Below are 26,125 nucleotides of genomic sequence, written 5' to 3'. Positions count from 1 at the left end.
GATATCAGCAATTGAATCGTTATTGCCTGTCATTATCGTTAAAAATGTCACCGCATTCCGGGCAAAACTTCGGTGGATTCTTTGGGTCTTCCGGCTCCCAGCCGCACTTGTTACAGCGGTAAACCGGCGTACCTACCGGTCTCTTTGTACCGCAGTTACGGCAGAAATTACCTTTATTTACGGTACCGCATGTGCAGGTCCAGCCCTCTGTGTCCGCAGGCTTTGGAGAACCGCACTCCGGGCAGAATTTACCGGTAGCCGTGTTGCCGCACTTGCATTTCCATGAGCCTGCCACAGGCTTCTGTTCAGGCTTTTTAGAACCACAGTTGGAACAGAAATTACCTGAGACCGTATTTCCGCAGCTGCATTTCCATGATTCCACTTTTCCGCCGTCCGCAGAATACTGCTGAGAAGCCTTAGCCTGCTCCTGCTGTTGCCCCATGGCGTACAGGTTCTGCGCATTCATACCGCTGCCTGAGTTCATCGCCATGCCCATACCCATAAAGCCTGTCATAGCTCCGGCAGTGTTGCCTGCCGCTGTTTTCATTGCGTCTGCCTGAGCGCCAACAAGAGTAGCCGCCGCCATTGTAGGGTCACGCATAATCGCTGTACGCTGAGCCTGCTTAATCATCTCGGCGTCTTCCTCCGGCAGGGTGACAGAACCAAGGGCAATGCTTACAACCTTAAGACCACGAAGTGCACCCCATTTTTCGGACAGCGCCGTGTTCATAGCATTTTCAAGGTCGGTATTGTGGGTGACTATCTGATTTGGACGAAGCTCCAGGTCTGACAATCTGCCAAATGCCGGCTGCAAAGCGCTTATAAACTCTGCTTTAAGCTGGCCATCCAATTCCTCACGTGAATATTCCTGCTCTACATTTCCGCATACATTGGTGTAAAACAACAGCGGATCTGAAATTTTATAGGAATATACACCGGAACAGCGTAACGACACGTCTAAATCCAGTCCGATTTTTGAGTCAACTACACGGAAAGGAATTGGGTTAGGCGTACCAAATTTATTGTCGATAAGCTCCTTAGTGTTGAAATAGTAAATGCGCTGGTCCTTGCCTGTGTCTCCTCCGTAAGTAAAGCGTTTTCCCACAGTTCTAAAGGTTTGCTTTATGCTTTCTCCAAGACTGCCGGCAAAGATTGACGGCTCGGTGGATGTATCGTATGTAAACTCACCGGGCTCTGCACATACCTCCACAACCTTGCCTTGTTCTACTATAATCATACATTGACCGTCAGCTACGGCAATGCCGGAACCGTTGGAAATAATGTTATCGTTTCCTTTTGTGTTGGAGGAACGTCCGGTTATGCGCTTTTGTCCCTTTGTTACAAGCACATCCTTAGGCATAGACTCGCAGTAGAAAAATTCCTTCCACTGATCGGCAAGCGTGCCTCCAAGTGCACCGATACCTGCTCTAATAAGTCCCATTATTATTGCTCCTTTCTAATTTTATAAAAATAATTTCGCTGTATATTTTCGGCATACGCCGTTAAATTACGGTTCATTTTTTTCATTTACCACAGAATACGGATTTTTATTTTCCTTTGGGACATCCTCTACCGCTCCGTATCTGTTTGCAAGGTACATAACGGCTGTCCACAGAACAACACACAAAACCCATATGGCAAATGCTATTGCCGACCACCACAGCGATATTTTCAGCCAAAAATGCAGAACCAGCAAAACAGCCGCCGGAATAATTCCCAAAATACTTATCAACATATTAAAAATCAAACAGAGGAAAAAACCGCCGCTTCGTTTTGTATTGCGCATTTATATCATCCTTTCGGTTTATCCGGCTCCCATAGTCGTCCATGTACCGTCCATTTCATCATAGACATATATAAAATTGTCACATACGCCGTAATAGTGCTCTCCGACAAATTGTTCTTCATTATCCGTTCCCAGAGTAAAAAGCAGACAGGCACGGTCATTTATCACCTGCATATCTCCGGTATACATAAGGTACATTCCCTGCTCCATGTAAGACTTTACCTCGTCGGTTTCCATTAGAATTTCCATTGCAGCGTGTATCGAATTGTCGTCGGGAAATTCCTCGTATACCGAAAAATCGTACACTCCGGAGATTTTTGCCAACCTGCCGTTTTCCATGGAGAGCTCAGGACGAAATTCAACAGAATTTACGCCGTCGTCGGCGGTGATAAGCACATTTGAATAAATCTCGCTTAGATTACACCTAAGAAGAATAATCTCTCCGGGCTTTCCCTCATAAAGAGGATTGCTTTTGTCATCTGCATATTCGCCGTATTCCGTCATAGCAGACGGGTACAGAGTTATTCTGCCTTTTTCATTAGCCGGAATTATGGCATACAGCTCCTGTCCCTCGGTCATAAAAAGCGATTCATAAAGGAGGAAGGGATATGTTTGACCGGCTTCACTGAGTTCAATATAAGCAGACAAATCGGCTTCGTTAATTTCGCTGTCTACATAGCCAATAAAAGCCACACCGACTGTACATCCCCTTTGACGGATTTCCTCTTGCAGTGATTTCAAATCGTCGTTCTCAGTTTCAGTATTTTCCGGCTCAGTCACAGAATTACCGTCTATGGTTTCTTTTTCGCCGGAATCAGGCATGTTGATGCCCGGCAATACCACACATCCACTCAATAAAAAGATAACCAGTATCGCTGTACAAAACAGGAAAAGAATTCTTTTCATACGGTTTTCCTCCTTGTGTTTATTTTAATATTCATATCGGAATGCACGGTATACAAATCTTTTCGGGTACAGGGTGCGTCGGCTGTTACTGCTTTCGCACCCTTAAATGCATAACCCAAATAGAAAGAAGTATGACTATTTTATGTTTAAATTTCTCTTTGTGCTGACAATGAACAACCACCGAACAGCTTAATCTCCCGACACTTTCAGATACAAAGAATTTCCGCAATGGGGACAGTATCTCGAATCATCGGCGAGCACCGTGCCGCATTTGTCGCAGCAGAGGTGTCTTTCACGGTAACGGTCGTACAATGTTTTTGTAAGCAGTCTCATACCGCAATCCGGACATACTCTGTGCTCGTTGTCTACCACAGTCCCGCAGTGAGGACACACTTTCATGCTCTTCATTACTTTTGGGCCGAATCCACATTCCTCCAGCCAGCTTAATTCCTCTTTCTCTGCCACGAATGTCAACCTCCTTCATAATGTAATTTCTTTTTGCACACGGGACAGAACCTTTCACCTGCATCAACATTGATTTTTGCGCCGCATGACTTGCAGTACCTTGTTTCATACTCAAAGGGAGCGCAGTCGGTGCACTCAAAAACCACCGGATTATACACCGCATCGATAATCCATTTGCCGCATTTTCGGCATTTGTTAAAATGCTGTCTACCTTCCTTTTCCCATGCCAGCATCAATTCCTCTTTAGGTGTATCCGCATGATAAGGCTTTGTTATGCATACCAGTGCGCCTGAAACATCACAGTAAAAACGATAGCGGTTGCCGTCAGCCTCTGAAGTGATTTCATATGTAGCCGTTTTTCTTTCTTCCATCTCATTTTATCCCTCCTTTTTAAGTAAAAATATGAGCTACAGTTCACTAAAAAGAAATCACGTTTTACCGTTGATTGAGCCAATATTATATGATATAATATATAATAATATAAATAAATCACATGATAGTCAGGGCGGAACTCTACACTTCGTTGGCACGCAGACAGAGTTCTTTCTATCGGAAAATATTCCTTATAGAAAAGGGTACCCCGTTAAAATTCTTATAGAACAGCAAGACTGTATACCCTCCTTAAGTACTCTTGCAAATAAATTATATAGAAGATTTCCTATTTTGACCCCGTCAAAAACCCTCAAATTGATAGGTTAAGTTGAAAAAAATATTGGTTTTTTACTTATTTTAGGTAATTTTGATAGGAAACCAGATAGGAAGTCTGTTGTAGTATCTACAACGAGGAGGAAATCATGAAAAAAACACTATCTTTCTTTTTGGCAGGGCTGCTCCTGATTTTCAGCATTACCGGTTTTTGTTTAAACATGACAGGCTGCAGTTCAAAATCAAAACTTGATCCCGATAATCCGGTCACGCTGACCATGTGGCACGTCTACGGCGAACAGTCCGACTCCCCCATGAACCGGCTGATTGAAGAATTCAACAAAACAGTGGGAGCGGATAAAGGCATAATCATAAATGTCACAATGATGTCCAACGCTTCTCAGATCGGACAGAAGCTGCTGGACGCTCAAAACGAAGTTCCGGGTGTTCCGTCCATGCCGGATTTATTTTTCTGCCACAGCAGTAATGCAGAGGAACTTGGCGTTTCTAATTTACTGAATTGGAATGACATATTTACCGAGGAAGAATTAAACAATTATGTGCCGGACTTTTTGGAAGACGGAAAAATAGGAGATACCCTTGCGGTATTTCCTGTTTCTAAGTCCACCCATGTTTTGTATGTTACAGGTACACAATTTGATTGTTTTGCAAAGGACATGAGCGTATCCTATGACGATCTATCCACTTGGGACGGTTTCTTTGCCGTTGCAGAAAAGTACTATGAATGGTCGGGAGGCAAACCTTTCTGTGCATTGGATTATCCAATTCGCTGTGTTGAACTGAATGCGCTTTCAAAAGGCGCTGAAAACTTCTACACCGAGGAAGGTTGGTATGATTTCGATAATCCTATCCTCAAAGAGTCGTGGCTGGAATTTGCCGAGGCAATCTCCAAAGGACACATTGTTGTTTCCGACCTTTATTCCAATACCATGGTGATGACGGGCGAGGTTATTGCCGGTATCGGTTCGAGTGCGTCCATTCTTTATTACAACGATGTCATTACATATCCCGATAACACAACTGAACCGATGAATTTGCAGGTTGTACCGCTTCCGAAAACAAAAGGCTCAGATCTGCTTGTAACACTTGCCGGCGTGGGACTTTGTTCGTACAAGACTACCGAGCAGAAAGCAGAGGCTGCTGCTGAATTTGCACGCTATATCACGGAGGAAGAACGGAATCTTGAATTTGTAGCATCAACGGGATACATGCCTGTCAACAAAGGTTCCTTTGAAAAAATCAAAGATTACGATTTCGAAAGCAAAGCATATGAAAACCTTTATACAACGCTTTTAGAGGTGAACGAAACGGCAACCGCTGTCAGAGAACCTTCCTTTGCCGGATATTACGAAAGAGTCTACGCTTTGTATGACAAGCTTCGGGAGATGCAGCCACAGCTTACTGAAAGATTTGCAAACGGCGAAGACGCCGCAAAGCTGGCTGATGAAACATGGGAATTGTTTCGCTCGATAGAGTAAGGCGGTGGCGGAATGAAATTGTTGTCCGGTTTTACAGGTAAAAAGCAGTCCATGAAGCGAAAGCTCTTAGCCTATATGTTTATTCTTGCGGCGCTTGTCCTGACATTGCTGTTTTCCGGACTGCTGTTATTAGGACAATTTACAGGCGCAGAGCAAACAACTTTTGAAACTTTGGATTTCCAAGCTGATGTTTTTCACAGACAAATTGAATCACATTTTGAAGGATTGGCTGTTATGAGCATTCAATTGTCTGTCGATACTGCCGATGCTATTGAAAATTACCTTTCAGAAAATCATATTGATTTTTCAGATATCAATGATTCAGAGGAAAACATTGCCGCTGTTCAGGAAGCAACTTTCGATATACTCAGGCAAAAGCTTCTTGAAGCCAACTGTTCAGGAGCCTTTATTGTTCTGAATGCAACGGTAAATGCGGATGCGGATAATGCCGAAAACTCTCACACGGGTTTGTATTTGCAGCGCAGTTCTTTAGATTACTCGGATACCGGTATTTTGCTTTATCGGGGACTCACACAGCTCGGAAAAGAACACGGCGTTATGCCTCACAGAAAATGGCGGTTGGAGTTTAATACTGATTTATTTCCAAACTACAACGAGCTGACGGACAGTGCCCAACTTCCCCTGACCAGCGCATATCGCATCTCCGATATATTTACTCTTACGGGAACATCGGAAAGAGTTATGTTAATGACAATCCCGATTACAGGCAAAGACAAAACAGTATACGGACTGTGCGGGTTTGAGATCAGCGAGAGTTATTTCAAGCACACATTCAGTCAGCCATCCAAGCTGGATCACGCTGTATTTACGATTAACAAAGGCAGAGAAAGCATTATAAATTATGCAGACAGTTTCAGCTGCGGTATAACGGATGGATATTATTTACCGCCTGACGGAGTATACATTCCCTCTCCTTTCGGAAGTGGGCTGACTTTATTTCGGGGAGATACTTCATCTTATATCGGTGTTATAAAGCAAGTTAATCTATGCAGGAACAGCGACAGCTTTTTTCTGACGACTCTTATCCCCAAACAAGACTTTGACAGATGGGTTTTTGATGATACCCTGCGTATTTTACTGCTTGTTCTGCTTATTCTTTCAGCAACGATTGGATGCAGTTATTTCTTTACACGCAGGTACCTGTCACCTATTAAAAAGAGTCTGGAACAGCTCAAGCAAAAAGAATACGACAGACATTCAGGCATTTTGGAAATAGATGACCTGTTCGCTTTTCTTGCCGAACAGGATCGTATCAATGAAGCTGCACTTGACGAAATAAAAAGAGAAAAGGCGGATATGCTGACTTCTCTTGAAAAAATTCAGAACGCACACAATGAAACCGTTCAGCAGGTGGAGAGGCTGGCGTATTCCAGAAAGAACGAAGTCGATCCGTACGATTATGAGGATTTCAAGAACGGTCTTAAATTCCTTACAGAAAGAGAAAAAGAGATATTAAATCTTTATATTTCCGGAAAAACCGTAAAGGAAATTGTGAATTTGTTAGGACTAAAGGAATCCACGGTTCGTTTTCACAACAGAAATATTTACACAAAGCTTGGCGTACATTCCCTGAAACAGCTTTTGCGCTATTCCGCAATTATGAAGCAAGAGGAAGAAAAATCAAAGGATATTGGTTAACAGAGCTAATCAGATTAACAATAAAAGAAAAAACATTTTAAGACAGATATATCAGTTATATTAACTAATTGATATATCTGTCTTTTTTTAAAATTTTTTTATTTTTTAAAACCTAACCCACATTTTTTACGTCTATGAAGTAAAAAGAGGTGATGAAAGGTGGGTACAGATGATTTTTACAGACTATTTGAAGGTTTTATAGAAGAAAAACAGCTTGACCCGATAACGGCTAAATGGCTTTTGGAAAGAATTTTAAGTATATTATTTACGAATTCTGAAAATCAAAAGCCCAAAAAAGAAAAAAACAATACGTCCGGTAAGCATTAACACAGCGTGATTTCAGTTGCTGTAAATATTAAAAAACACCTTTTTAATATTGCCGGCAAATTTTAATCTTATTTTAAATAATCAGGAGGAACAGAAAATGAAAAAGACAAAAATATTATTTTTAACAGCAGCAGTTATTATGATTTTAGGATTGGCAGGATGTGGAAACACTAAAATTGATTTGATGGATTATGTGACAGTTGTATTTTCAGGTGTAGACGGACAGGGAAAGGCTGTATACAATGTTGATACTGTAAAGCTTGAACAGGATTTAGCCGGAGATAAGAACGGACAAATTTCAATGGACGAATTTGAAAAAATAGGATGGATATCACAATTTGAAACAACTATATCTTATCAGCTCGACAAGGAAATCGGTCTTTCAAACGGCGATGAGGTTACGGTAAGTGTAACCTGTGACGAAGAATTTGCAAAAGAAAATAAAGTAACAGTATCCGAAAGTCAAAAAACATTCAAAGTAGATGGTTTAAAGGAACCCATTGAAGTGGATGCTTTTTCTGAAGATATTTTTAACACAAAAAACGGCGTTGTTTTAGAGTATTCCGGCACTTCCCCATATGCAGAATTGAAAATACAAAACAAATTCACCGGCGAACCCTATTCATTGATAACCTACCGTGCGGACAAAGAGTTCGATATAAAAAACGGAGATCAGATTAAAATTACCGCAGAGCTTCCCAAAGACGCTGCAGATAATGGCTATATTTTAAAGGAAACAGAGAAAACAATTACCGTAGAGGGTTTGAACTCTTATGTGGATAATCTTTCTCAAATCAATGAAGAGGACAGAACAGAGCTTATCAGCAAACTTGAAAAAGCATTTTCAGCAGAAACAGAAAGACGTGTAAGATTTCATGACAGTCAGGGTACAGAGCTTGATATGAGTACAAACAGCACAGATTTTTCCAATTTCACCTTATCAGAAGATACTTATGAAATTGCAAAGAAAGAATTTACAATCATTCCTTTTACAGTTGACACAACAGGCTCTTATTACTGGTTGGGCCGTGAATATTTTGAAAATCAAACAGAAAAAACTTTTACAGGCGCCAGCGGATTTATTGTTGCAAAGTATTTGACAATCGATTCCAACGGTAATTTAGTAGATAATAGTGTATACTTTGAGGTCGGCGGAATTTATGAGGATAAATCGAAAATGGAAGCTGACATAAACGCTGATTATGGTGTATAATATCCTTAATCATTAAATTCAGGAGGGGAAAATATGAAATGCTTTAAATGCGGCGCCAAACTTGAGGCAGATTCAAAACTCTGTCCAAAGTGCGGAGAACCACAGGGCTTTTCATTGAATTTGATTGAAAATGCTAAAAATGGAAATCAGAACGCCATTACGGAATTATATAACCGTACATATAACAATGTTTATTTCACCGTAAAAGCATTGATAAAATCGGAAGATACTATTTTGGATATTGTTCAGGATTCCTATGTAAAGGGCTTTAAAAATCTTTCTCAATTACAGGACCCGGACAAGTTTAGAGCCTGGATAAAACGAATCGCTCATAACAGTGCAGTCGATTATCTCAGAAAAACTAAACCTGTGATGTTCTCAACAATGTCTACAGAGGATGATTCTTTTATAGAATTTGAAGATGACAGAACAGAAAATTTGCCTGAGGTTGTAATTGACCAAAAAGAAACAACAAGACTTGTAAAAGAAATTCTCGACTCTTTAAGCGATGAACAGAGACTTGTAGTCGGCATGTTCTATTATGAACAAATGAGCGTAAAGGAAATAGCTCAGACTCTTGGTATCAGCGAGAACACTGTAAAATCCAGACTTTCTTACGGAAGAAAGAAAATAGAAATGCAGGTAAAAGAGCTGGAAAAGAAAGGTACAAAACTTTACAGCCTTGCACCTCTTCCATTCTTGCTGCTGCTCTTCAAAAATATGGATGCACAAGCCATGGAAATCCCCAATACTGCTGTTTTGCAGTCTATCCAGCAGGAGTGTACTGCTGTTTCAGGAGCAGGCGGAACTAATACAGCAAATGTATTAAAATCATCAACCAAGCCCGCAGTAAAAACAGCGGGAGGAACAGCCGCTAAAGGTATCGCCGCAAAGATTATTGCCGGTATTACAGCCGCTGTCATAATTGGAACCACTGTAGGAATTGTGGCGCTTAATCAGAAAGAAGAGCCACAACAGGAAACACAGCAAATCACACAGGAGACTCAGCAGATTACACAGGAAACTCAGGAAGTAACGGAAAACGAAATAAAATTATCTCCGGAAGAGATTTACAAACCAATACTTGATGAGTACAGCCTTGCAATGGGCGCTGACCATAACGATGAAACCGCAGAATTTCCAAATATAAACTATGTTATGATGAATTATTATTATCAATACGGCGGTTATGACGGAACATATTTCACAGGATTTTATTACGATTACTACGATATAGACGGAAACGGAACAGACGAATTATTGATAGGTTACGGCTCTAAATTTAAAGACGTTGTAGATGTGTACGGCACAAAAGACAACAAGCCGCAAAAGCTTATTGACGAATATTCCTTAGGCGAGCGCTCACAGTTATATATTTATCCTGACGGAACCATGCTCCTATTTGGTTCAGGAGGAGCCGAACTTAATGTAATTGACACTTATAAAATTAAAGAGGACGGCGTATCATTGTCTGTAGAGTCAGAAACATATGAAGGAGACTTTAACTTAGATTCTGCTCTTGCGGAAAAGTCAAACAATCAGGAAGCCGTTGAGGACTTTGGCTGGAAACCTATTGATACAAAGTGGGATACAGAAAGCTCCGGAAATTCTGAAGAATATATAGGTCAGTATATTAACGGAAATGACTGGAACGCCGGAATTATAACCATTGAAGCAAATGACAGCGACTCTGTAAAAGTACGCCTGGAGGCTTTCAGAAATAGGTCCGACCAAGAACTTTCAATAATTTTCGAGGGTACAGGCTATGCTGTGGCGGACGGATTGGTTGTAGATGTTTCAGGAAAACAGGTCAAGCTGATTAAAAAGGATATTGGCTTTATTTTGGATGCGGCACTGTCTTTAAAGATGGAGTGGGACTTAGACCCGTATATCTACACCGGTGAATATGTTTCTATAATGCCCATGGAAGACGACAGCTATTTTTAAACTGATTGTATACGATAATTTTTACAGGCACATAATTCAAACTCAATAGTTGTATAAACCTCAAAAGTGGTGTAAAATAAAAGCAGCACTTTTGAGGTTTTTTAGTTATGTGGTGATAAAAATGAACGAATATTTTAAAACAAACAAATACGACAAAAACTTTATTTCCGAAAATATGATGGGGCCTAATTCTCTTAAAATTTTAGAGGAGTTAACAAATGACATTCCTTTAAAAAGAGATATGATAAAAACCGACGGCGGAAGATATATGAATATTATATCCGTTACCGGAAATTTAAAGCAGAATTAAAATTACCTATAAAGTATAATGATTACACTTATTTATGGGAGGTTAAAGTATGCCGTTTACTATTGTCAGACAGGATATAACACATATGCAGGTTGACGCTATTGTCAACGCCGCAAATACAGAGCTTTTAATGGGCGGAGGAGTTTGCGGAGCTATTTTTAATGCTGCCGGTGCAGTTCAGCTTCAGGCGGCATGTAATAAGCTTTCCCCTATAGAAACAGGAAAAGCCGCTGTCACTCCCGGTTTTAATCTTCCTGCCAAGTTTATAATTCACGCCGCAGGGCCTGTATACAGCCGCTGGCACAAGAAGAAAAGCGAAGAGCTTCTACGTTCATCTTACACTGAGTCATTAAAACTTGCTTTGGAAAACAACTGTGAAAGCATTGCCTTTCCCCTTATCTCAAGCGGTATTTACGGATATCCAAAGGACGAGGCTTTAAAGGTGGCTGTATCGGCTATTAAAGATTTTCTTAATGACCACGACATGGATGTTTATCTTGCCGTATTCGACAAATCGTCCTTTAATGTGAGCAAAAAGCTTTTAGGCGATGTTAAAAGCTATATCGACCAAAAATATGCCGACGCACATCATCAAGAACGAAGAAGACTGCTGGATACAGAGAGCAAAGCTATATACAGAGAGCAAAACCCACCGACATTTTCCTCTTTTATGCCTGCTTCCGCCCCAAAAAGACTGGACGATATGCTTATGGAAATGGACGTACCTTTCAATATCACTTTACTTGGTCTTATTGACAAAAAAGGAAAGACCGACGCCGAAGTCTACAAAAAAGCCAATATTTCCCGAAAGCTCTTTTCAAAAATCCGCACAGGAAACGGATATATGCCCAGCAAGCGCACAATTTTGGCTTTGGCTATAGCCTTGGAGCTTTCACTGAGAGAAACCGACGACCTGCTGGAGAGAGCCGGCTATGCCCTTTCCCACAGTCAGAAATTCGATGTAATTGTGGAATATTTTATTATCAACAAAATATATGATATATTTGAGATAAACCAGGTTCTGTTTACATACGACCAGCCCCTTCTGGGCGGAAACTAAATGATGTCGCTTTGAAAGCGACCAAAAGGAAGTCACTTTGCTGTATTATATAGACACAGAAAACAAAGGGGGACTTCATTATGAAAAAGAATTTGACAGAACTTGTATTTATACTTGATAAAAGCGGATCTATGCACGGACTTGAGAACGATACAATAGGCGGTTTCAACTCTATGCTGGAAAAGCAGAAAGAGATTGACGGAAGCTGTGTTATCACAACAGTGCTTTTCGACACATATTACCAGCTTCTCCATGACCGCATAGACATCCGTGCAGTAAGCCCAATCACTGAAAAAGAATATACAGTGGGCGGCTGTACCGCATTGCTGGACGCTATGGGAAAAACCATTGAGAAAATCACAGCTGTACAGAAAAACACAGCCGAGGATTACCGTGCGGAAAAGGTTATGTTTGTGATTATCACAGACGGTATGGAGAACGCCAGCCGTTTTTATAACGCCTCACAGGTTAAAGAGATGGTAAAGCTTCAAAAAGAGAAATACGGCTGGGAGTTTATATTCCTGGGAGCTAACATCGACGCAGTGGAAACAGCAGGAAGATTCGGTATAAGCGCAGACCGTGCGGTGGACTATGTTCCCGACAAACAGGGCACAAGGCTTAATTACGAGACAATATCAAATACCGTATCAGAGTACCGTGTATGCGGTGTTGTTTCCCAGAGCCACTTAGACAGAATAAGAAAAGACATGAGAAAGAGAGGTAAAGGCAGATGATAGGAGCAATCGTTGGAGATATTGTAGGTTCAATCTATGAGTGGGACAATATCAAAACAAAGGATTTTCCGCTTTTTCAGGATGACTGCTTTTTCACAGACGATACGGTTATGACCTGCGCTGTGGCTGAGGCAATCATGGAGGGCGGCAAGCGTGATAACTTTATCGACGCTATGAAAAAATACGGCAGAATGTATCCCGGCGCAGGCTACGGCGGAAAATTCACTTCATGGCTTATTTCCGATACACGTGAGCCTTACAACAGCTTCGGCAACGGTTCCGCAATGCGTGTTTCACCCTGCGGCTGGATAACTGACTGTGATTGTTATGATAAAACAGGAAAAATTCCGGAGGAGGTTGAAGATATTGCAAAGCTTTCCTCCGAAGTGACACACAATCATCCTGAGGGCATAAAGGGAGCAATGGCAACCGCAGACGCAATTTTCCTTTGCCGTTACTACCGAAAGAAAGATGCAAATACCATTGATGACTGCAAAAAGGCTGTCAAAGAGCATATCGAGAAAAAATACGGCTACAATCTTTCTCAGACCCTCGACGAAATCCGACCGGGCTACGACTTTGACGTTACCTGTCAGGGTTCCGTTCCTCAGGCAATAATCGCTTTTTTGGAGAGCACAGACTTTGAGGACGCCATAAGAAACGCCATATCTATAGGCGGCGACAGCGACACAGTTGCCGCTATAACCGGAAGCATAGCAGAAGCCGCATACGGTATTCCGGATTGGATTAAAGAGAAAGCTCTCTCCTATCTCGATAAACCGCTTATGGATATAGTAAACCGCTGGGAGAAAGAGAACGCAGAGTTAAGAAAACCTTATCAAAACATTTAATAAAATAATGATCCCCCGGCAAAGCCGGGGGTATTTCATAGACGGGTATAACCCTTTGTTCCCAGCCACGTGTCACGTCACGTTGGTACGATCTGACATTTGCATATTTTGTTACTTGCTACTCGTAAACGAGTTTTAGAAATTAGGCATCGTCAGTTGTTCTCCTGCCTTATCTTCTTCTAACTGATGCTTTATATATTCCTCTATTTTCTTTGCATTTTTTCCAGCTATATCTACATAATATCCTCTACACCAAAATTCTCTATTTCTGTATTTGTACTTTAATTCCGGAAACTTTTCGTATATCATTAAACTACTTTTTCCCTTTAAGTATCCCATAAAACTTGATATTGATACTTTCGGCGGTATCTCTACCAACATATGTACATGATCTGGGCATACTTCTGCTTCTATTATTTTTATTTTTTTTCACTCACATAATTGCCTTAATATTTTTCCTACTTATATTCTTTTTTCTTTATAGAACACTTTTCTTCTATACTTCGGCGCAAACACTATATGATATTTGCAATTCCATTTCGTATGTGATAAAATGTTCATGTCATTCATTTGAATGTCCTCCTTTTGTTGTCCTTGCAGCTGCCAGACCGCAAGCTTATTTTACAACAAAAGGAGTTTTATTTTCTACATCACCGGCTGTCGCCTTCTTTTGAACCACTCGCCTAGCGAGTGGTTTTCTATATACAATAAGGAGCAGTCTTTGTTGACTGCTCCTTGTTTTTTATACTGCAAATCAAAAATCAGAAATTATCTGACAGCAAAAATCTATTTTAAAATTTTATTATTCTGAGCTGTTAAAAAAATTTAAGGTTTATACAAAATGCGGCAGGCTTACTTTATTTAAATTGTGTATTTATGTCAACATAATTTCAAATTTCAGTTAATCAACAGATTTTAATATGCTAATACTGAAAAATAATTAAATTTTCTCTGATTTTTCGCCCCATTTTTATTGATGTTTTTTAAGGTAATTCTGTTGATTTTATTTGTATCATAATATATACTTAACAATAAAACAGTAAACAATTGGGTAAACCTGCTCATTTAAAAACGATGGTTTGTTTATCCTTTATCATACCTTTTTCTCATTTATAAAGGAGTAATTTTTGTGAACAAAGAATCACCAAGTGACAAAAACAAAAGACGAAAAAGAAGGTACAAAAAAGAGCCTTTGAGTCAGGAAAAAAAGGTTGCCGTTTTAATTGTATGTGCCATTGCATTTGTGGCAGTTATTTTCGGAGTAATATGTTTAATAAGCGGAAATCTGCTTTCTGTAAATCCGGAAACAACATCCACATCGGAACAAACCTCTGAGTCTGAAAGCACCTCAGAAGAAACAACGGAAGAAACCACAGAAACCACAGAAGCAACCACAGAAGAAACTACAGAAGCAGCATCAGAAACAACTACAGAGCCGTCATCATCCTCTTCAGACGGCAGTTACGATTATTCCTCACCTGTTCCCCAGTCGGCACCTGTTGATGACAGCTATTTCAGCGATGCGGTATTTATGGGAGACTCAAGAACAGAGGGCTTTGCACTTTTCTCAGGCCTTAACACAATGACTACATATGCAAGCCGAGGACTTAACGTAAGCACAGTATTTACAGACGCCACCATAGACCTTAACGGAACAATGGTTACAGCTATTGACGCATTGAGAAGCACATCTTTTTCAAAGCTTTACATAATGTTTGGATTAAACGAAGCAAGCTGGCCTTACAGCGAAGTATTTATTGATGAATACGGCGATATTATCGACGAGACAAGGGCAATAAACCCCAACGCTATAATTTATATTCAATCAATTCTCCCTGTTACAAAAAGCTCTTCCGACGCCAGCGAAAGCTTCAACAAAACCAAAATAGACAGCTTAAACGTAATGCTTCAACAGCTCGCCGCTGAAAAACAGGTTTACTATATAGACTGCGAAAAAGCCGTTGCCAACTCCGAAGGATATCTGCCGGAGGAGTCATCCACAGACGGAATACACTTCGGTGTTCCGGAATGTGAAGCATGGCTTGAATATCTCAAGACACACACTGTGTCACCTTGAGAAAACATAAAGGACTGAAATAATATAAAGGAGAATGAATATGAAAAAAACAATCAAAAAGATTATCTGCCTTGCAATGTGCGCTCTTACACTTTTTGCTTTTGCAGGATGCTCAGGCAGTGAAAACAAGGAACTTGATATAGAAAAATTATCAGGCGATCTTCTGGCTCAGGTTCAGTTTAAAGATACACTGACAAAGATTGACGACGATATGATATCAAAGCTTTACGGCATAGATTATGCTGAAGAGCAGATAGTATACGTAAGCACAGGAGCTACAGCAGAGGAAATCGCTCTCTTCAAGCTTAAAGACAGTGCAGACGCTCAGAAAGCTTACGACGCAGTAAACAAAAGACTTGACTATCAGAAAAACAGCTATGAGCTTTATATTCCTGAGGAAATGGTAAAGCTTGACGCCGCTGTTATAGAGCTTTACGGAAACTATGTTATCTTCTGTGTTTCCGACGGTGATACTGCAAAAACAATTATCGAAGAATACATAAAGTAATTTTACCAATACAAAACAACACCGCAGACTTTTGAATAGTCTGCGGTGTTTATTTTTAATCTCTGTAAAGGCTTCTTAAAAGCTTTATTTCCTCTGCATGACCTGCTTCATCAAGGGGAGTTTCCAGATAGAAAGGCAAATCTCTCAAAAGGGGATGATTTATTATTGCGGTTATAGCCTCGATGCCTATTCCGCCCTTTCCTATACACTGGTGTCTGTCCTTGTGACAGCCCAGAGTATTCATGCTGTCGTTTAGGTGTATCGCCTTTAATCTTTTTATTCCTATAATTTTGTCAAATTCCTCAAGAACCTTATCTAGGGAATTTACAATATCATAGCCTGCGTCAAACACGTGGCAGGTGTCCAGGGTAACGCCAAGATATTTCTCAAGATTAGTTTTTGAAATTATCTCTGCGATTTCCTCAAAGCTTCTGCCAACCTCTGTTCCCTTGCCTGCCATTGTTTCCAAAAGCACGGTGGTTTTCATTCCCTCAAAAAGAACTCTGTTTAAAAGCTCTGAAATAAGCTCTATTCCCTTTTCTGCGCCCTGTCCCACATGGCTGCCCGGGTGAAAGTTGTAGTAGTTGTTAGGGAGCAGTTCCATTCTCTTTAAATCGTCGCTCATGGTTTCAAAGGCGAAACGCTTTGTTTCCTCCTTTTCCGCCGCCGGATTTAAAGTGTAGGGCGCATGGGCAAGGACGGGAGCAAAGGAGTTTTCCTCCATTATTTTTATAAGTCCCTCTATATCCTTTATGTCTATTTCCTTAGCCTTTCCGCCTCTGGGATTTCTTGTAAAGAACTGGAAAGTGTTTGCGTCCATTTTCAAAGCCTGCTTGCCCATGGCGGTAAAGCCCTTGGCAACAGACAGATGACTTCCTATTTTTAACATTTATTACCTCTTTATTTTAGTTTATCAGTCGCCGTCAAAAAGCGGTGTTGAGAAATATCTCTCTGCTGTATCAGGCAAAACAGTTATAACTGTCTTTCCCTTTCCCAGCTTTTTGGCAAGCTTCAATGCGGCGGCAACATTTGTACCGCTGGAAATTCCGCACATTATACCCTCTTTTGAGGCAAGCTCTTTTGCTGTTCTTATTGCCTCTTCGTCGCTTACGATATATATGTGGTCGTAAATGCTCTTGTTGAGATTTTCAGGGATAAGTCCGTCGCCTATACCCATCTGGAGATGTGTTCCCACATTTCCTCCTGCGAGGATTGCGGCATTTTCAGGCTCTACTGCCCATATCTCAATGTCCGGATACTGAGCTTTCAGCACCTCTCCGATACCTGTAATAGTACCGCCTGTGCCTATTCCTGAACAGAAACCGTCGATTGGGTCTTCAACCTGCTCCATAATCTCAAGGGCTGTTCTTCTTCTGTGAACCATTGGGTTTGCAGGGTTTGAAAACTGCTCAGGCACGTAAACCTTTGGATTTTCCTCTGCCATTTTCTTTGCTGTTTCAACGCATTTTGCAATGCACTCGCCGATATTTCCATCGTCGTGTATTAAAATAACCTCTGCTCCGTAATGATGAACAAGCTTTCTTCTCTCAACACTTACGGAGTCAGGCATAATTATAATTGTCTTATAGCCTTTAACAGCGCCGATAAGGGCAAGGCCTATTCCCTGGTTGCCTGAGGTTGGCTCAACAATTATTGTGTCAGGCTTTATAATGCCGTCCTTTTCGCCCTGTCTTATCATGTTGTAGGCTGTTCTTGTCTTTATTGAACCGCCTACGTTTAAGCCCTCGTATTTAACCAGCACTCTTGCGCTGTCCTCGTCTACCATTTTATTAAGCTGAATAACCGGGGTCTGTCCCATAGCCTCCAGCACATTATTATATACCATTTTATATTTACCTCTTTCTCTGTTTTTATTTTGCACTGTATCTATTATATCACAACAGGAATTTGTGACAAGAGCGAAATGCTGTTTGGCGTAACATTACAGGTGTAGGCGAATATTTCAATTCCCGCTTTCTGCACCTCTTTAAGCTTATCTGCAAATTCCGGATGTGTTTTTCTATTGGGTGTAAAATACTTTGCCTCTTTTAACTGCACAACAAACACTACACAGCCTCCGTATCCGTTTTTCACTGCGTCTTCAAGCTCTGTAAGGTGCTTTACACCTCTTTCCGTTGGTGCGTCGGGAAACAGCACCACTCCCTCATCCTCAAGGGTAACGCCCTTAACTTCGGCAAAATATTCTTTTCCCTTTCTTTTAAAATAAAAATCAAACCTGCTGTTTTTATACTTTCTTTCCCTTGCAATATATTCTATGCCGTCTTTAAAGCTTCCGTCATGGATAAATTCAGAAAAAGCTGTGTTAGGCGCCTGACTGTCCATATTTATGAGAAGCTTTCCCTTTTCCACCGCCACAAGGTCATAGGCGGTTTTTCTTTTGGGATTGTCGGATTTTTCACAGTAAACCGTTGAACCCGGCAGAAGCAGTTCCCTGCATCTTCCTGTATTTTTTACATGAACCACCTGGACTTCACCGTCTATTTCCACATTGGCTATAAACCTGTTGGGACGGCTTATAAACTTTCCGGCGGCTATATTTTTGTAAAACATAAATCACTCTTCCTCAAGCTGTGCGGTCAAAACTACCGGATTGTGGTCTGAATTTTCAAATCCGCAGTCCAAGGTTTCCACACTTACGGACTTTACATTTGGTGAAAGTATAAATCCGTCCAGCACATAATACTGGGTGTTTTCGCTTTCAGGATTGTAAGGCTCGTTTAAAAGTCTTGAACTTGGCACATCGTCGTCGGAAACTATCTGCCATCCCTCGGGGAAAAGGCTTGTGTCCACAACTCCGGGAACAAAATACTCGTCGTTTATAATTTCGTACTGTTCACCCTGAACACCCGGAAAGGTCTGGTTAAAATCTCCGCCGGCTATTACATAGTTGCCCCTTTCGTATTCATTTTTCAAGAAATCTGAAAGTATCTGGGTTTGAAGCTTTTTGCCCTCTCCGTCGTCGTAGGCGTCAAGGTGAAGATTTACAAGCACCAGCATTTTATCGCTGTTTTCTATTGGCACATACTCAACAAGCAGACATCTTTTAAGCTGACAAAGGCTTACAGGCCAGGAAAAAGCTGTTGGGAAACCAACTCTCAATGCGCTTTCGTTTGCTGTAAATTTATTGAATATAGCAACGCCCGATTCAACCTCGCCGATTGTGGGCAGAGGATAGGGCACATATTTTACACGGTAATTTGTGGCATAGGCGGCGCTGTAATCTTCAAGGCTTTCCGATATTGAGGAATACTCGTTGACATGGTAAGAGCGTTTTGAGGACTTGTCAACCTCCTGAATAAAGTTTACGTCCGCATCGGCTTCCTTTATGGTGTTGATAATGCCGGAAAGGTTTTTCTCGATATTTTCACGGCTTTCTGTGTTTACGGTTTTTCCCCCGTCCATAAAGAAGTCGTGGTCTTTATCGTTGGCGCAGTAGCCTATATTGTAGGACAGCACGGTGAGAGTGTCACCTGCCGCAACTGTCTTTTCTGCGTTTTCTGCTTTTTCCACAGCTACGCCTTCATACTCTGAGGGCTTAAACTCAGTGGCTGTGAGATATCCCGCCAAAGCAAAAAATCCTATTACAAACACAAGAACCAAGGCAAGAATACCTTTAAGAATCTTTACAGGCAAAGAGGTCTTTTTATCTTTTTTCTTTTTCGCCATAACTTCCTCCAATATCATAAAGCAATACATTTTAACAGTCGTTAATCTAAAAATTTATTATACAATTATTTTTAAAATTTAGCAATATTCAAACCTTAAATGGACATGCATTTTCTAATTTCACTGTTAAAAAGTTAAATTATCGCTTGTTGATAGTTGAAAAACGTAGAAACTTATTATATAATTAAGAAAGTTACTGTATACATTTAATAAAAACAATAAATTTTGATTATAGGTGATACTTATGGATATATTTGTATGCATCGGCAGTTCCTGCCATCTCAAAGGCTCTTACGATATTGTAAACCTTATGACAAAAAGCCTTGAGGAAAACGGTCTTACCGACAAGGTAAATTTAAGCGGCGCTTTCTGCTTCGGTAAATGCTCCGGCGACGGTGTTACAGTTAAAATCGACGACGAAATAATAAGCGGCGTAAACAAAGAAAATTTCAAAGAGATTTTCAACAGCTATGTACTTAGAAAATTCAAATAAAAAATCCACCTGTGATTTTTAAATATATCGACGGAACTTAAAAAATAAAAGGAGAAAAAAGCGATGAATTCTTGTATTCAGTTTAAACCCTCTAACTGCCGCAACTGTTACAAATGTATAAGACATTGCCCTGTAAAATCCATACGTTTTGAAAACAACCAGGCGCATATTGTCCATGACGAGTGTATCCTCTGCGGTGAATGTTTTGTAGTCTGTCCCCAGAATGCAAAGGAAATCAGAAACGATGTTGACAAGGTAAAGGAAGTTATCAAATCCGGCAGACCAGTTTACGCCAGCGTTGCTCCTTCCTTTGTGGGAAACTATGACGGCGCAAACATCACCATGTTTGCAAACGCTTTGAAAAAGCTGGGCTTTACAGATGCCGAGGAAACTGCTCTCGGCGCTAATATCGTTAAAAACGAGTACGAAAGAATGATTGAAAGAAATGACAGCAACGTTATTATCTCTTCCTGCTGTCATTCCATAAATACACTTATTCAAAAATACTATCCTGCGGCTCTGCCTTTCCTTGCCCACGTTATGTCACCTATGCAGGCACACTGCAAGGAGATTAAAAAGGCACATCCGGACGCATTTACAGTATTTATCGGCCCATGCATTTCCAAAAAGGACGAGGCTGACAAGTATCCGGAATTTGTAGACGCAGTTTTGACCTTTGAAGAGCTTACCGGCTGGTTCAACGAGAAAGAAGTTAAAATAGAATACTGCGAAGACCAGTCACCTAAGGGCAGGTCAAGACTTTTCCCCACCACCGGAGGAATTCTCCGCTCTATGAAGAGAAACCACGACATCTGCACATATATCTCCGTTGACGGCGTTGAAAACTGCAAAAACGCCATCCAGGACATTATAGACGGAAAGGTAAACAGATGCTTTATCGAGATGTCAGCCTGTGTGGGAAGCTGTATCGGCGGCCCAGCTATGGATAAGAGAAAATCCCCAATCGGCGACTTTATGCGTGTTGACGAATACGCAGGCAACGACGATTTTGTTATGGATATTCCTGCATCCGAAGAGCTTACCAAGGAAATGAAGTACATAGGCATCAACAGACAGAAGCCGGGCAGCAAGGCTATTGAGGAAATCCTCAAGAAGATGGGCAAAAACAGTCCTGCCGACGAGCTCAACTGCGGAAGCTGCGGATACGAAACCTGCCGTGACAAGGCTATGGCTGTTTACTTCGGAAAATCCGACATCAACATGTGTATGCCTTATCTTATAGAAAAAGCGGAGTCCTTCTCCGACACAATTATTAAAAACACTCCTAACGCTATTTTTGTTTTGAACGAGTCTTTGGAAATCCAGCAGATGAACAAAACAGCAAGAGAGATGTTCAATATTAAAAATATTCACGATGTGCTCAACGAGCCTGTAGTGAGAATTTTAGACCCTCTCCCATTTGTAAACGTATTAAACGACGGCGTAAACATAAGGGACAAAAAGGTTTACCTTGCAGAGTACAACAAGTACGTAGAACAGACAATAATACTTGACAGAAGCTACCACATTATGATTTGCTTTATGAGAGATGTTACCGAAGAGGAACTCCAGAAAAACAAAAAGGAAACCATGAGCAAAAACACTGTTGACATAGCCGACAAGGTTATTGAAAAGCAGATGAGAGTAGTTCAGGAGATAGCTTCCTTGCTGGGAGAAACCACTGCGGAAACAAAAATTGCCCTTACCAAACTTAAGGAGTCGTTGAACGATGAATAATCTTTGTACCGATATAGGTTTTAAAAGCGTCAACAAAAAAGGTGAGCAGCTTTGCGGCGACCACATGGAGATAGTGGAACAGGGAGAAAACTCCTTTGTTATGGTTTTGGCTGACGGTCTTGGAAGCGGCGTAAAGGCGTGTATTCTTTCCACCCTCACATCAAAAATCATCTCCACTATGATGGCGAACAACCTTACAATCGAGGACTGCGTTTCCACAATAGCAAGCACCCTTCCTGTGTGCGAGGTAAGAAAGGTTGCCTACTCCACCTTCACCATTATACGTGTTGTAAACAACGAGTATGCGGAGATTATCCAGTATGACAATCCTATGGTTATACTTCTCCGTGACGGAAAAAATTACGACTACCCCACCACCACCATGGAAATCGGCGGTAAAACAATATATAAATCAAAGCTCGACCTTCATGAGGACGATGTTTTCCTTGCCATGAGCGACGGCGCAATTTATGCCGGAGTCGGTAAGTACATGAACTTCGGATGGCAGAGGGACAACATAATCACCTTTATGGAGGGCATATACGAAAAGGAATACACGGCAAAAACTCTTGCCACAATTCTTTTGGACGAATGCGAGCGTCTTTACGGCTTTGAGCCGGGCGACGACACAACAATCGGAGCTATTAAAATCCGTGCGAGAAAACAGGTTAATCTGATGATAGGTCCTCCGAAAGACCCGGCGGACGTAAACAAAATGGAAGCTCTGTTCTTCTCAAAAACCGGAAAGCACATTGTCTGCGGAGGAACCACCTCCACTCTTGCTGCCCAGTATCTTGGAAAGCCGGTTATTCCTGTGCTTGATTACCTTGACCCTGAGGTTCCGCCAATCGCTAAAATCGAGGGCGTTGACCTTGTTACAGAGGGTGTTATAACCATGAGCAAGGTTTTGGAATACGCCAACGACTATTTAAGCGACAATGCCCTTTATTACGACTGGAGCAACAAAAGCGACGGCGCTTCACAGATTGCCCGTATGCTTTTCGAGGACGCCACAGACATAAATTTCTTTGTTGGACGTGCGGTAAACCCTGCCCACCAAAACCCAAATCTTCCCATAAATTTCAACATTAAAATGCGCCTTGTGGAAGAGATTTCCGAATGTCTTAAAAAGATGGGCAAGCGCATAAAGGTAAGTTATTTCTGATATTTTCAAAGTCGGAAAAAAACGGATTTTTTCCACAAAATTTTCTTTATATTAACAAAAATCCATTAAATTTTCTGTTTCAATATTTGCTTAAATATGTTATACTATGAATATACGACAATATTAAAAATTCGGCTTGCAATAGCGGCAATGTCAATGTATAATATAGTGCGTCGGTCATACATGTAAAATTGTATATGACTTGTAGAATAATTAAAATCCCTTTTTGAAATTTCCAAAACAAAAAGTGAGGAAACGAAAATCAACTGAGAAGGAAGGCGGTTTATTAAATGAGAAAATTTGATACTAAGGTTCAATATCTGAAGTATAAGGTACTCAGAGAGGTTGCAAGACACGCCTACAACGATACCCTTGTAGAGAGCTTTAACGATATTGCAAAGGTTATTGTTAAGGACAAGCCTACAATGCGCTGCTGTATCTACAAAGAGAGAGCAATCGTTGCAGAGAGAATTAAGCTTGCAACAGGCGGCGACAAGAGCAATCCTAACGTAATTGAGGTTATCTCCATTGCCTGCGACGAGTGTCCTATGGGCGGTTACGAGGTTACAAACGCCTGCCGTGGATGTCTTGCCCACAGATGTGAAGACGTATGTAAGAGAGGCGCTATCACATTTGACGACCAGAAGAGAGCTATTATAGATAAAACAAAGTGCGTAGAGTGCGGACAGTGCGCTAAGGTTTGCCCATACGGCGCTATCCTCAACTTTAAGCGTCCATGCGAGAGAGCATGTAAGGTTAAGGCTATTTCAATGGACGAGAACAAGGCAGCAGCAATCGATAATTCAAAGTGTATTTCCTGCGGCGCCTGCGTATATCAGTGCCCATTCGGCGCTATTATGGACAAGTCCTTCATCCTTGACGTTATCAAGATGATAAAAGAGTCCCAGGCAGACGGCAAAACAAAGGTTTACGCTGTTGTTGCTCCTTCAATCGCCAGCCAGTTCAGCTATGCAAAGCTTGGCCAGGTAATCACAGGTATTAAGGAACTCGGTTTCTATACAACAATCGAGGCTGCATTGGGCGCAGATATGGTAGCATATGCAGAGGGCGCAGAGCTTGCAGAAAAGGGCTTCCTCACCAGCAGCTGCTGTCCTGCTTTTGTTGACTACATCCACAAGAGCTTCCCGGGCCTCAACGATAAGATTTCACACAACCTTTCACCTGCTGCTACAATCTCCAAGTACATCAAGAACATTGATGAGAACGCAAAGATTGTATTTATCGGACCGTGCACAGCAAAGAAAATGGAATTCCAGCTTGAGCATGTAAGACCATACATAGACTCCGTTATCACTTTCGAGGAGCTTCAGGCATTGTTCGACAGCAGAGATATCGACATCACAACACTTCAGGAAACTCCGCTTGACAACGCTTCCTACTTCGGAAGAATCTTTGCAAGAAGCGGCGGTCTTGCAGACGCAGTTAAGCAGTCCCTCAAGGAGCAGGGTCTTGACGAAAACTTCCAGCTTAAGGCTGTTTCCTGCGACGGTATCGAAGAGTGCAAAACTGCACTTCTCAGAGCTAACAAGGGTGTTTCACCTTACAACTTTATCGAGGGTATGGCTTGCGTAAACGGCTGTATCGGCGGCGCAGGATGCCTCACCCACGGTGAAAAGAACAAGAAGCTTGCAGACGATTACGGCAGAGAGGCTTATGAGAAGAGCATTTCTGACGCTATCAGCGTGCTTGACAGATCAAAGTTCTAATTAACCAGAATTTATAATCTTGAATAAAATAACAGCGGCACAGTCTAAGGCTTTGCCGCTGTTATAATTCTGTTGTTTTATGTGATATTACAAAGGGTATTTACAGTTTGTTTTAAATTATATTATAGCATCACATAAACCAGCAAATATTAAAATTTATGTCCGAAATTTCTGCGGATAAAAAACGGAGGGAGTCCCATGAAAATTAAAGCTGTTTTTTCAGACCTTGACGGAACACTGCTCATTGACAATTTTAAAACTTCACAGGAAAACATCGACGCCATAACTGCGGCTTTAAACAGCGGTATTGATTTTATACCCACAACCGGCCGTGCAATATCCGATGTTCCCCAACAGTTAAAATCCGTGGAAAAAATCAGAAATTTCATTCTCACCAACGGCGCCACCGTATTTGACAGACAGGAAAACAATATTCTTTATAAGAATTATATTTCCTGTAAAGACGCCCTTGAGCTTATGTCCTCCGAAGGGGCTTCTAAATGCTGTGTAATGGCTTTTCTTGACGGTCAGGTACATTATCAGAAGGACTGGGAAAAACGTCTTGCAGGCTCTCCGGTTTGCCCTGTTGTGGCAGAGTTTTTAATGTACGGCTGTAAAGAGGTTGAAAACCTTTACGAGTACGTAAAAAACAGAAATAAAAGCGTTGAGAAAATAACCTTCTTCTTCACCGATTTGGATAACAGAATAGATGTAATAAACAACACACTGCTTTTAGAGGAATTTGAGCTTTCCTACACCTTGGAGCTTAACCTTGAGATAACAAACAAAGGCGTAAACAAAGCCAACGGCATAAAGGAATTCTGCAAAATAAAAGGTTACTCAATGGACGAAATAGCTGTTATAGGCGACAGCGGAAATGATATTGAGATGCTTTCACTGACAAAAAATTCCTATGCTGTGGAAAACGCCGTGGAAAAAGCAAAGCTTGCGGCAAAATTTTCTGCGCCAAGAAATACAGAAAGCGGCGTTGCTTGGGTTATAAACAAAATATTAAAGGAAAACACACTTGCTTAAACAAGTGTGTTTTTTAAAATAAAAAAACCGCTGAAAAATCAGCGGTTTTATGGCGGAGAGAAGGGGATTTGAACCCCTGGTACGGTAACCCGTACACATGATTTCCAATCATGCTCCTTCGGCCTCTCGGACATCTCTCCATCAGTGGCTTACTCGCCTATTATACACTAATAAACCACTATATGTCAAGTGTATTTTTATTTTTTTATTAAATATCTTATAATCCGAATTTTTTACAGGATATTTACAGCTCAATCGGAAAAGCTGTGCTATAATTATAAAAAAGGGCGTGAT

Annotated in this window: 25 protein-coding genes, 1 tRNA gene and 1 pseudogene; 16 read left to right on the top strand and 11 right to left on the bottom strand. The window is 41.1% G+C overall.

From position 1 onward, the window contains the following. Window positions 1-19: 19 nt before the first annotated feature. The 5 genes from CGICJO_RS04975 to CGICJO_RS04955 form a co-directional block, all read right to left on the bottom strand. Entirely contained in the window at window positions 20-1,441 is a 1,422-nt protein-coding gene (locus CGICJO_RS04975) for an SPFH domain-containing protein (RefSeq protein WP_486499855.1), read from the bottom strand. Window positions 1,442-1,507: 66 nt separating this feature from the next. Beyond that, on the bottom strand, window positions 1,508-1,786 hold the full coding sequence (locus CGICJO_RS04970) for a hypothetical protein (RefSeq protein WP_486499854.1): 279 nt from the start codon (window positions 1,784-1,786) through the stop codon (window positions 1,508-1,510). Window positions 1,787-1,804: 18 nt separating this feature from the next. Next, the gene (locus CGICJO_RS04965) at window positions 1,805-2,692 is read right to left on the bottom strand and encodes a hypothetical protein (protein ID WP_087378815.1); all 888 of its coding nucleotides are present in this window, start codon (window positions 2,690-2,692) and stop codon (window positions 1,805-1,807) included. A 189-nt stretch (window positions 2,693-2,881) separates the two neighbouring features. Beyond that, the gene (locus tag CGICJO_RS04960) at window positions 2,882-3,157 is read right to left on the bottom strand and encodes a zinc ribbon domain-containing protein (protein WP_486499853.1); all 276 of its coding nucleotides are present in this window, start codon (window positions 3,155-3,157) and stop codon (window positions 2,882-2,884) included. A gap of 5 nt (window positions 3,158-3,162) precedes the next feature. Beyond that, window positions 3,163-3,528, bottom strand: a complete 366-nt coding sequence (locus tag CGICJO_RS04955; RefSeq protein WP_486499852.1) for a hypothetical protein — start codon at window positions 3,526-3,528, stop codon at window positions 3,163-3,165. A gap of 423 nt (window positions 3,529-3,951) precedes the next feature. On the opposite strand from CGICJO_RS04955, the gene CGICJO_RS04950 reads away from it, so the two are divergent. From CGICJO_RS04950 to CGICJO_RS04910, 9 genes are all read left to right on the top strand, one after another. Beyond that, the gene (locus CGICJO_RS04950; protein WP_087378809.1) at window positions 3,952-5,301 is read left to right on the top strand and encodes an ABC transporter substrate-binding protein; all 1,350 of its coding nucleotides are present in this window, start codon (window positions 3,952-3,954) and stop codon (window positions 5,299-5,301) included. A 12-nt stretch (window positions 5,302-5,313) separates the two neighbouring features. Continuing rightward, window positions 5,314-6,960: a LuxR C-terminal-related transcriptional regulator gene (locus tag CGICJO_RS04945; RefSeq protein WP_486499851.1), complete on the top strand. Its 1,647-nt coding sequence runs from the start codon at window positions 5,314-5,316 to the stop codon at window positions 6,958-6,960. Window positions 6,961-7,119: 159 nt separating this feature from the next. Beyond that, window positions 7,120-7,287 (top strand): hypothetical protein, encoded by a 168-nt coding sequence (locus tag CGICJO_RS04940; protein ID WP_158096278.1) that lies wholly within the window; start codon window positions 7,120-7,122, stop codon window positions 7,285-7,287. Window positions 7,288-7,384: 97 nt separating this feature from the next. Further along, the gene (locus tag CGICJO_RS04935; RefSeq protein WP_486499850.1) at window positions 7,385-8,500 is read left to right on the top strand and encodes a hypothetical protein; all 1,116 of its coding nucleotides are present in this window, start codon (window positions 7,385-7,387) and stop codon (window positions 8,498-8,500) included. A 33-nt stretch (window positions 8,501-8,533) separates the two neighbouring features. Then, entirely contained in the window at window positions 8,534-10,447 is a 1,914-nt protein-coding gene (locus tag CGICJO_RS04930; protein ID WP_486499849.1) for a sigma-70 family RNA polymerase sigma factor, read from the top strand. 121 nt (window positions 10,448-10,568) lie between these two features. Further along, complete coding sequence (locus CGICJO_RS04925) at window positions 10,569-10,757, top strand: hypothetical protein (RefSeq protein WP_486499848.1); 189 nt, start codon at window positions 10,569-10,571, stop codon at window positions 10,755-10,757. 49 nt (window positions 10,758-10,806) lie between these two features. After that, window positions 10,807-11,817 carry a macro domain-containing protein gene (locus tag CGICJO_RS04920; RefSeq protein ID WP_486499847.1) on the top strand — a complete coding sequence of 337 codons (1,011 nt, stop codon included), beginning with the start codon at window positions 10,807-10,809 and terminating at the stop codon, window positions 11,815-11,817. Window positions 11,818-11,897: 80 nt separating this feature from the next. Beyond that, complete coding sequence (locus CGICJO_RS04915; RefSeq protein ID WP_486499846.1) at window positions 11,898-12,551, top strand: vWA domain-containing protein; 654 nt, start codon at window positions 11,898-11,900, stop codon at window positions 12,549-12,551. After that, complete coding sequence (locus CGICJO_RS04910; RefSeq protein WP_486499845.1) at window positions 12,548-13,402, top strand: ADP-ribosylglycohydrolase family protein; 855 nt, start codon at window positions 12,548-12,550, stop codon at window positions 13,400-13,402. The genes CGICJO_RS04915 and CGICJO_RS04910 overlap by 4 nt, the downstream gene beginning before the upstream one ends. A gap of 135 nt (window positions 13,403-13,537) precedes the next feature. On the opposite strand, the pseudogene tnpA reads toward CGICJO_RS04910, so the two are convergent. Then, a pseudogene (tnpA, locus tag CGICJO_RS04905) lies at window positions 13,538-13,972 on the bottom strand (IS200/IS605 family transposase). A gap of 559 nt (window positions 13,973-14,531) precedes the next feature. Here tnpA and CGICJO_RS04900 point away from each other — a divergent pair. Beyond that, window positions 14,532-15,479 (top strand): GDSL-type esterase/lipase family protein, encoded by a 948-nt coding sequence (locus CGICJO_RS04900; protein WP_486499844.1) that lies wholly within the window; start codon window positions 14,532-14,534, stop codon window positions 15,477-15,479. A gap of 40 nt (window positions 15,480-15,519) precedes the next feature. Further along, window positions 15,520-15,987, top strand: a complete 468-nt coding sequence (locus tag CGICJO_RS04895) for a DUF4358 domain-containing protein (protein ID WP_158096251.1) — start codon at window positions 15,520-15,522, stop codon at window positions 15,985-15,987. A 55-nt stretch (window positions 15,988-16,042) separates the two neighbouring features. Here the strand turns inward: CGICJO_RS04895 and CGICJO_RS04890 are convergent, their stop codons facing one another. Genes CGICJO_RS04890 through CGICJO_RS04875 form a run of 4 tightly spaced genes read right to left on the bottom strand, consistent with a single transcriptional unit; the run spans window position 16,043 to window position 19,674 of the window. After that, entirely contained in the window at window positions 16,043-16,876 is an 834-nt protein-coding gene (locus CGICJO_RS04890; protein ID WP_486499843.1) for a deoxyribonuclease IV, read from the bottom strand. Between the two features lie 24 nt (window positions 16,877-16,900). After that, window positions 16,901-17,833, bottom strand: a complete 933-nt coding sequence (cysK, locus tag CGICJO_RS04885; RefSeq protein ID WP_087377982.1) for a cysteine synthase A — start codon at window positions 17,831-17,833, stop codon at window positions 16,901-16,903. Between the two features lie 44 nt (window positions 17,834-17,877). Beyond that, a complete protein-coding gene (gene sfsA, locus CGICJO_RS04880) occupies window positions 17,878-18,558 on the bottom strand; it encodes a DNA/RNA nuclease SfsA (RefSeq protein WP_486499842.1) in 681 nt (226 codons plus the stop codon). Between the two features lie 3 nt (window positions 18,559-18,561). Then, complete coding sequence (locus CGICJO_RS04875) at window positions 18,562-19,674, bottom strand: endonuclease/exonuclease/phosphatase family protein (RefSeq protein WP_486499841.1); 1,113 nt, start codon at window positions 19,672-19,674, stop codon at window positions 18,562-18,564. Window positions 19,675-19,918: 244 nt separating this feature from the next. On the opposite strand from CGICJO_RS04875, the gene CGICJO_RS04870 reads away from it, so the two are divergent. The 5 genes from CGICJO_RS04870 to CGICJO_RS04850 all read left to right on the top strand — a co-directional run bounded on the left by CGICJO_RS04870 (window position 19,919) and on the right by CGICJO_RS04850 (window position 25,831). Then, window positions 19,919-20,167 (top strand): (2Fe-2S) ferredoxin domain-containing protein, encoded by a 249-nt coding sequence (locus tag CGICJO_RS04870; RefSeq protein WP_087377976.1) that lies wholly within the window; start codon window positions 19,919-19,921, stop codon window positions 20,165-20,167. A gap of 63 nt (window positions 20,168-20,230) precedes the next feature. Then, window positions 20,231-21,904 (top strand): [Fe-Fe] hydrogenase large subunit C-terminal domain-containing protein, encoded by a 1,674-nt coding sequence (locus CGICJO_RS04865; protein ID WP_486499840.1) that lies wholly within the window; start codon window positions 20,231-20,233, stop codon window positions 21,902-21,904. Continuing rightward, window positions 21,897-23,069 carry a SpoIIE family protein phosphatase gene (locus CGICJO_RS04860; RefSeq protein ID WP_087377972.1) on the top strand — a complete coding sequence of 391 codons (1,173 nt, stop codon included), beginning with the start codon at window positions 21,897-21,899 and terminating at the stop codon, window positions 23,067-23,069. Before CGICJO_RS04865 ends, CGICJO_RS04860 begins: the two co-directional genes overlap by 8 nt. Before the next feature lie 290 nt (window positions 23,070-23,359). Continuing rightward, window positions 23,360-24,796 carry a 4Fe-4S dicluster domain-containing protein gene (locus tag CGICJO_RS04855; RefSeq protein ID WP_486499839.1) on the top strand — a complete coding sequence of 479 codons (1,437 nt, stop codon included), beginning with the start codon at window positions 23,360-23,362 and terminating at the stop codon, window positions 24,794-24,796. 198 nt (window positions 24,797-24,994) lie between these two features. Further along, window positions 24,995-25,831, top strand: coding sequence for an HAD family hydrolase (locus tag CGICJO_RS04850; protein WP_486499838.1), 837 nt, complete (start codon window positions 24,995-24,997; stop codon window positions 25,829-25,831). A 50-nt stretch (window positions 25,832-25,881) separates the two neighbouring features. Here the strand turns inward: CGICJO_RS04850 and CGICJO_RS04845 are convergent. Continuing rightward, window positions 25,882-25,971: transfer RNA gene (locus tag CGICJO_RS04845), tRNA-Ser, on the bottom strand. Window positions 25,972-26,125 lie beyond the last annotated feature (154 nt).

Source organism: Candidatus Limousia pullorum (assembly GCF_057405065.1).
Note: the sequence above shows the minus strand (reverse complement) of the source record. Positions and strands in the feature narration are given on the sequence as shown.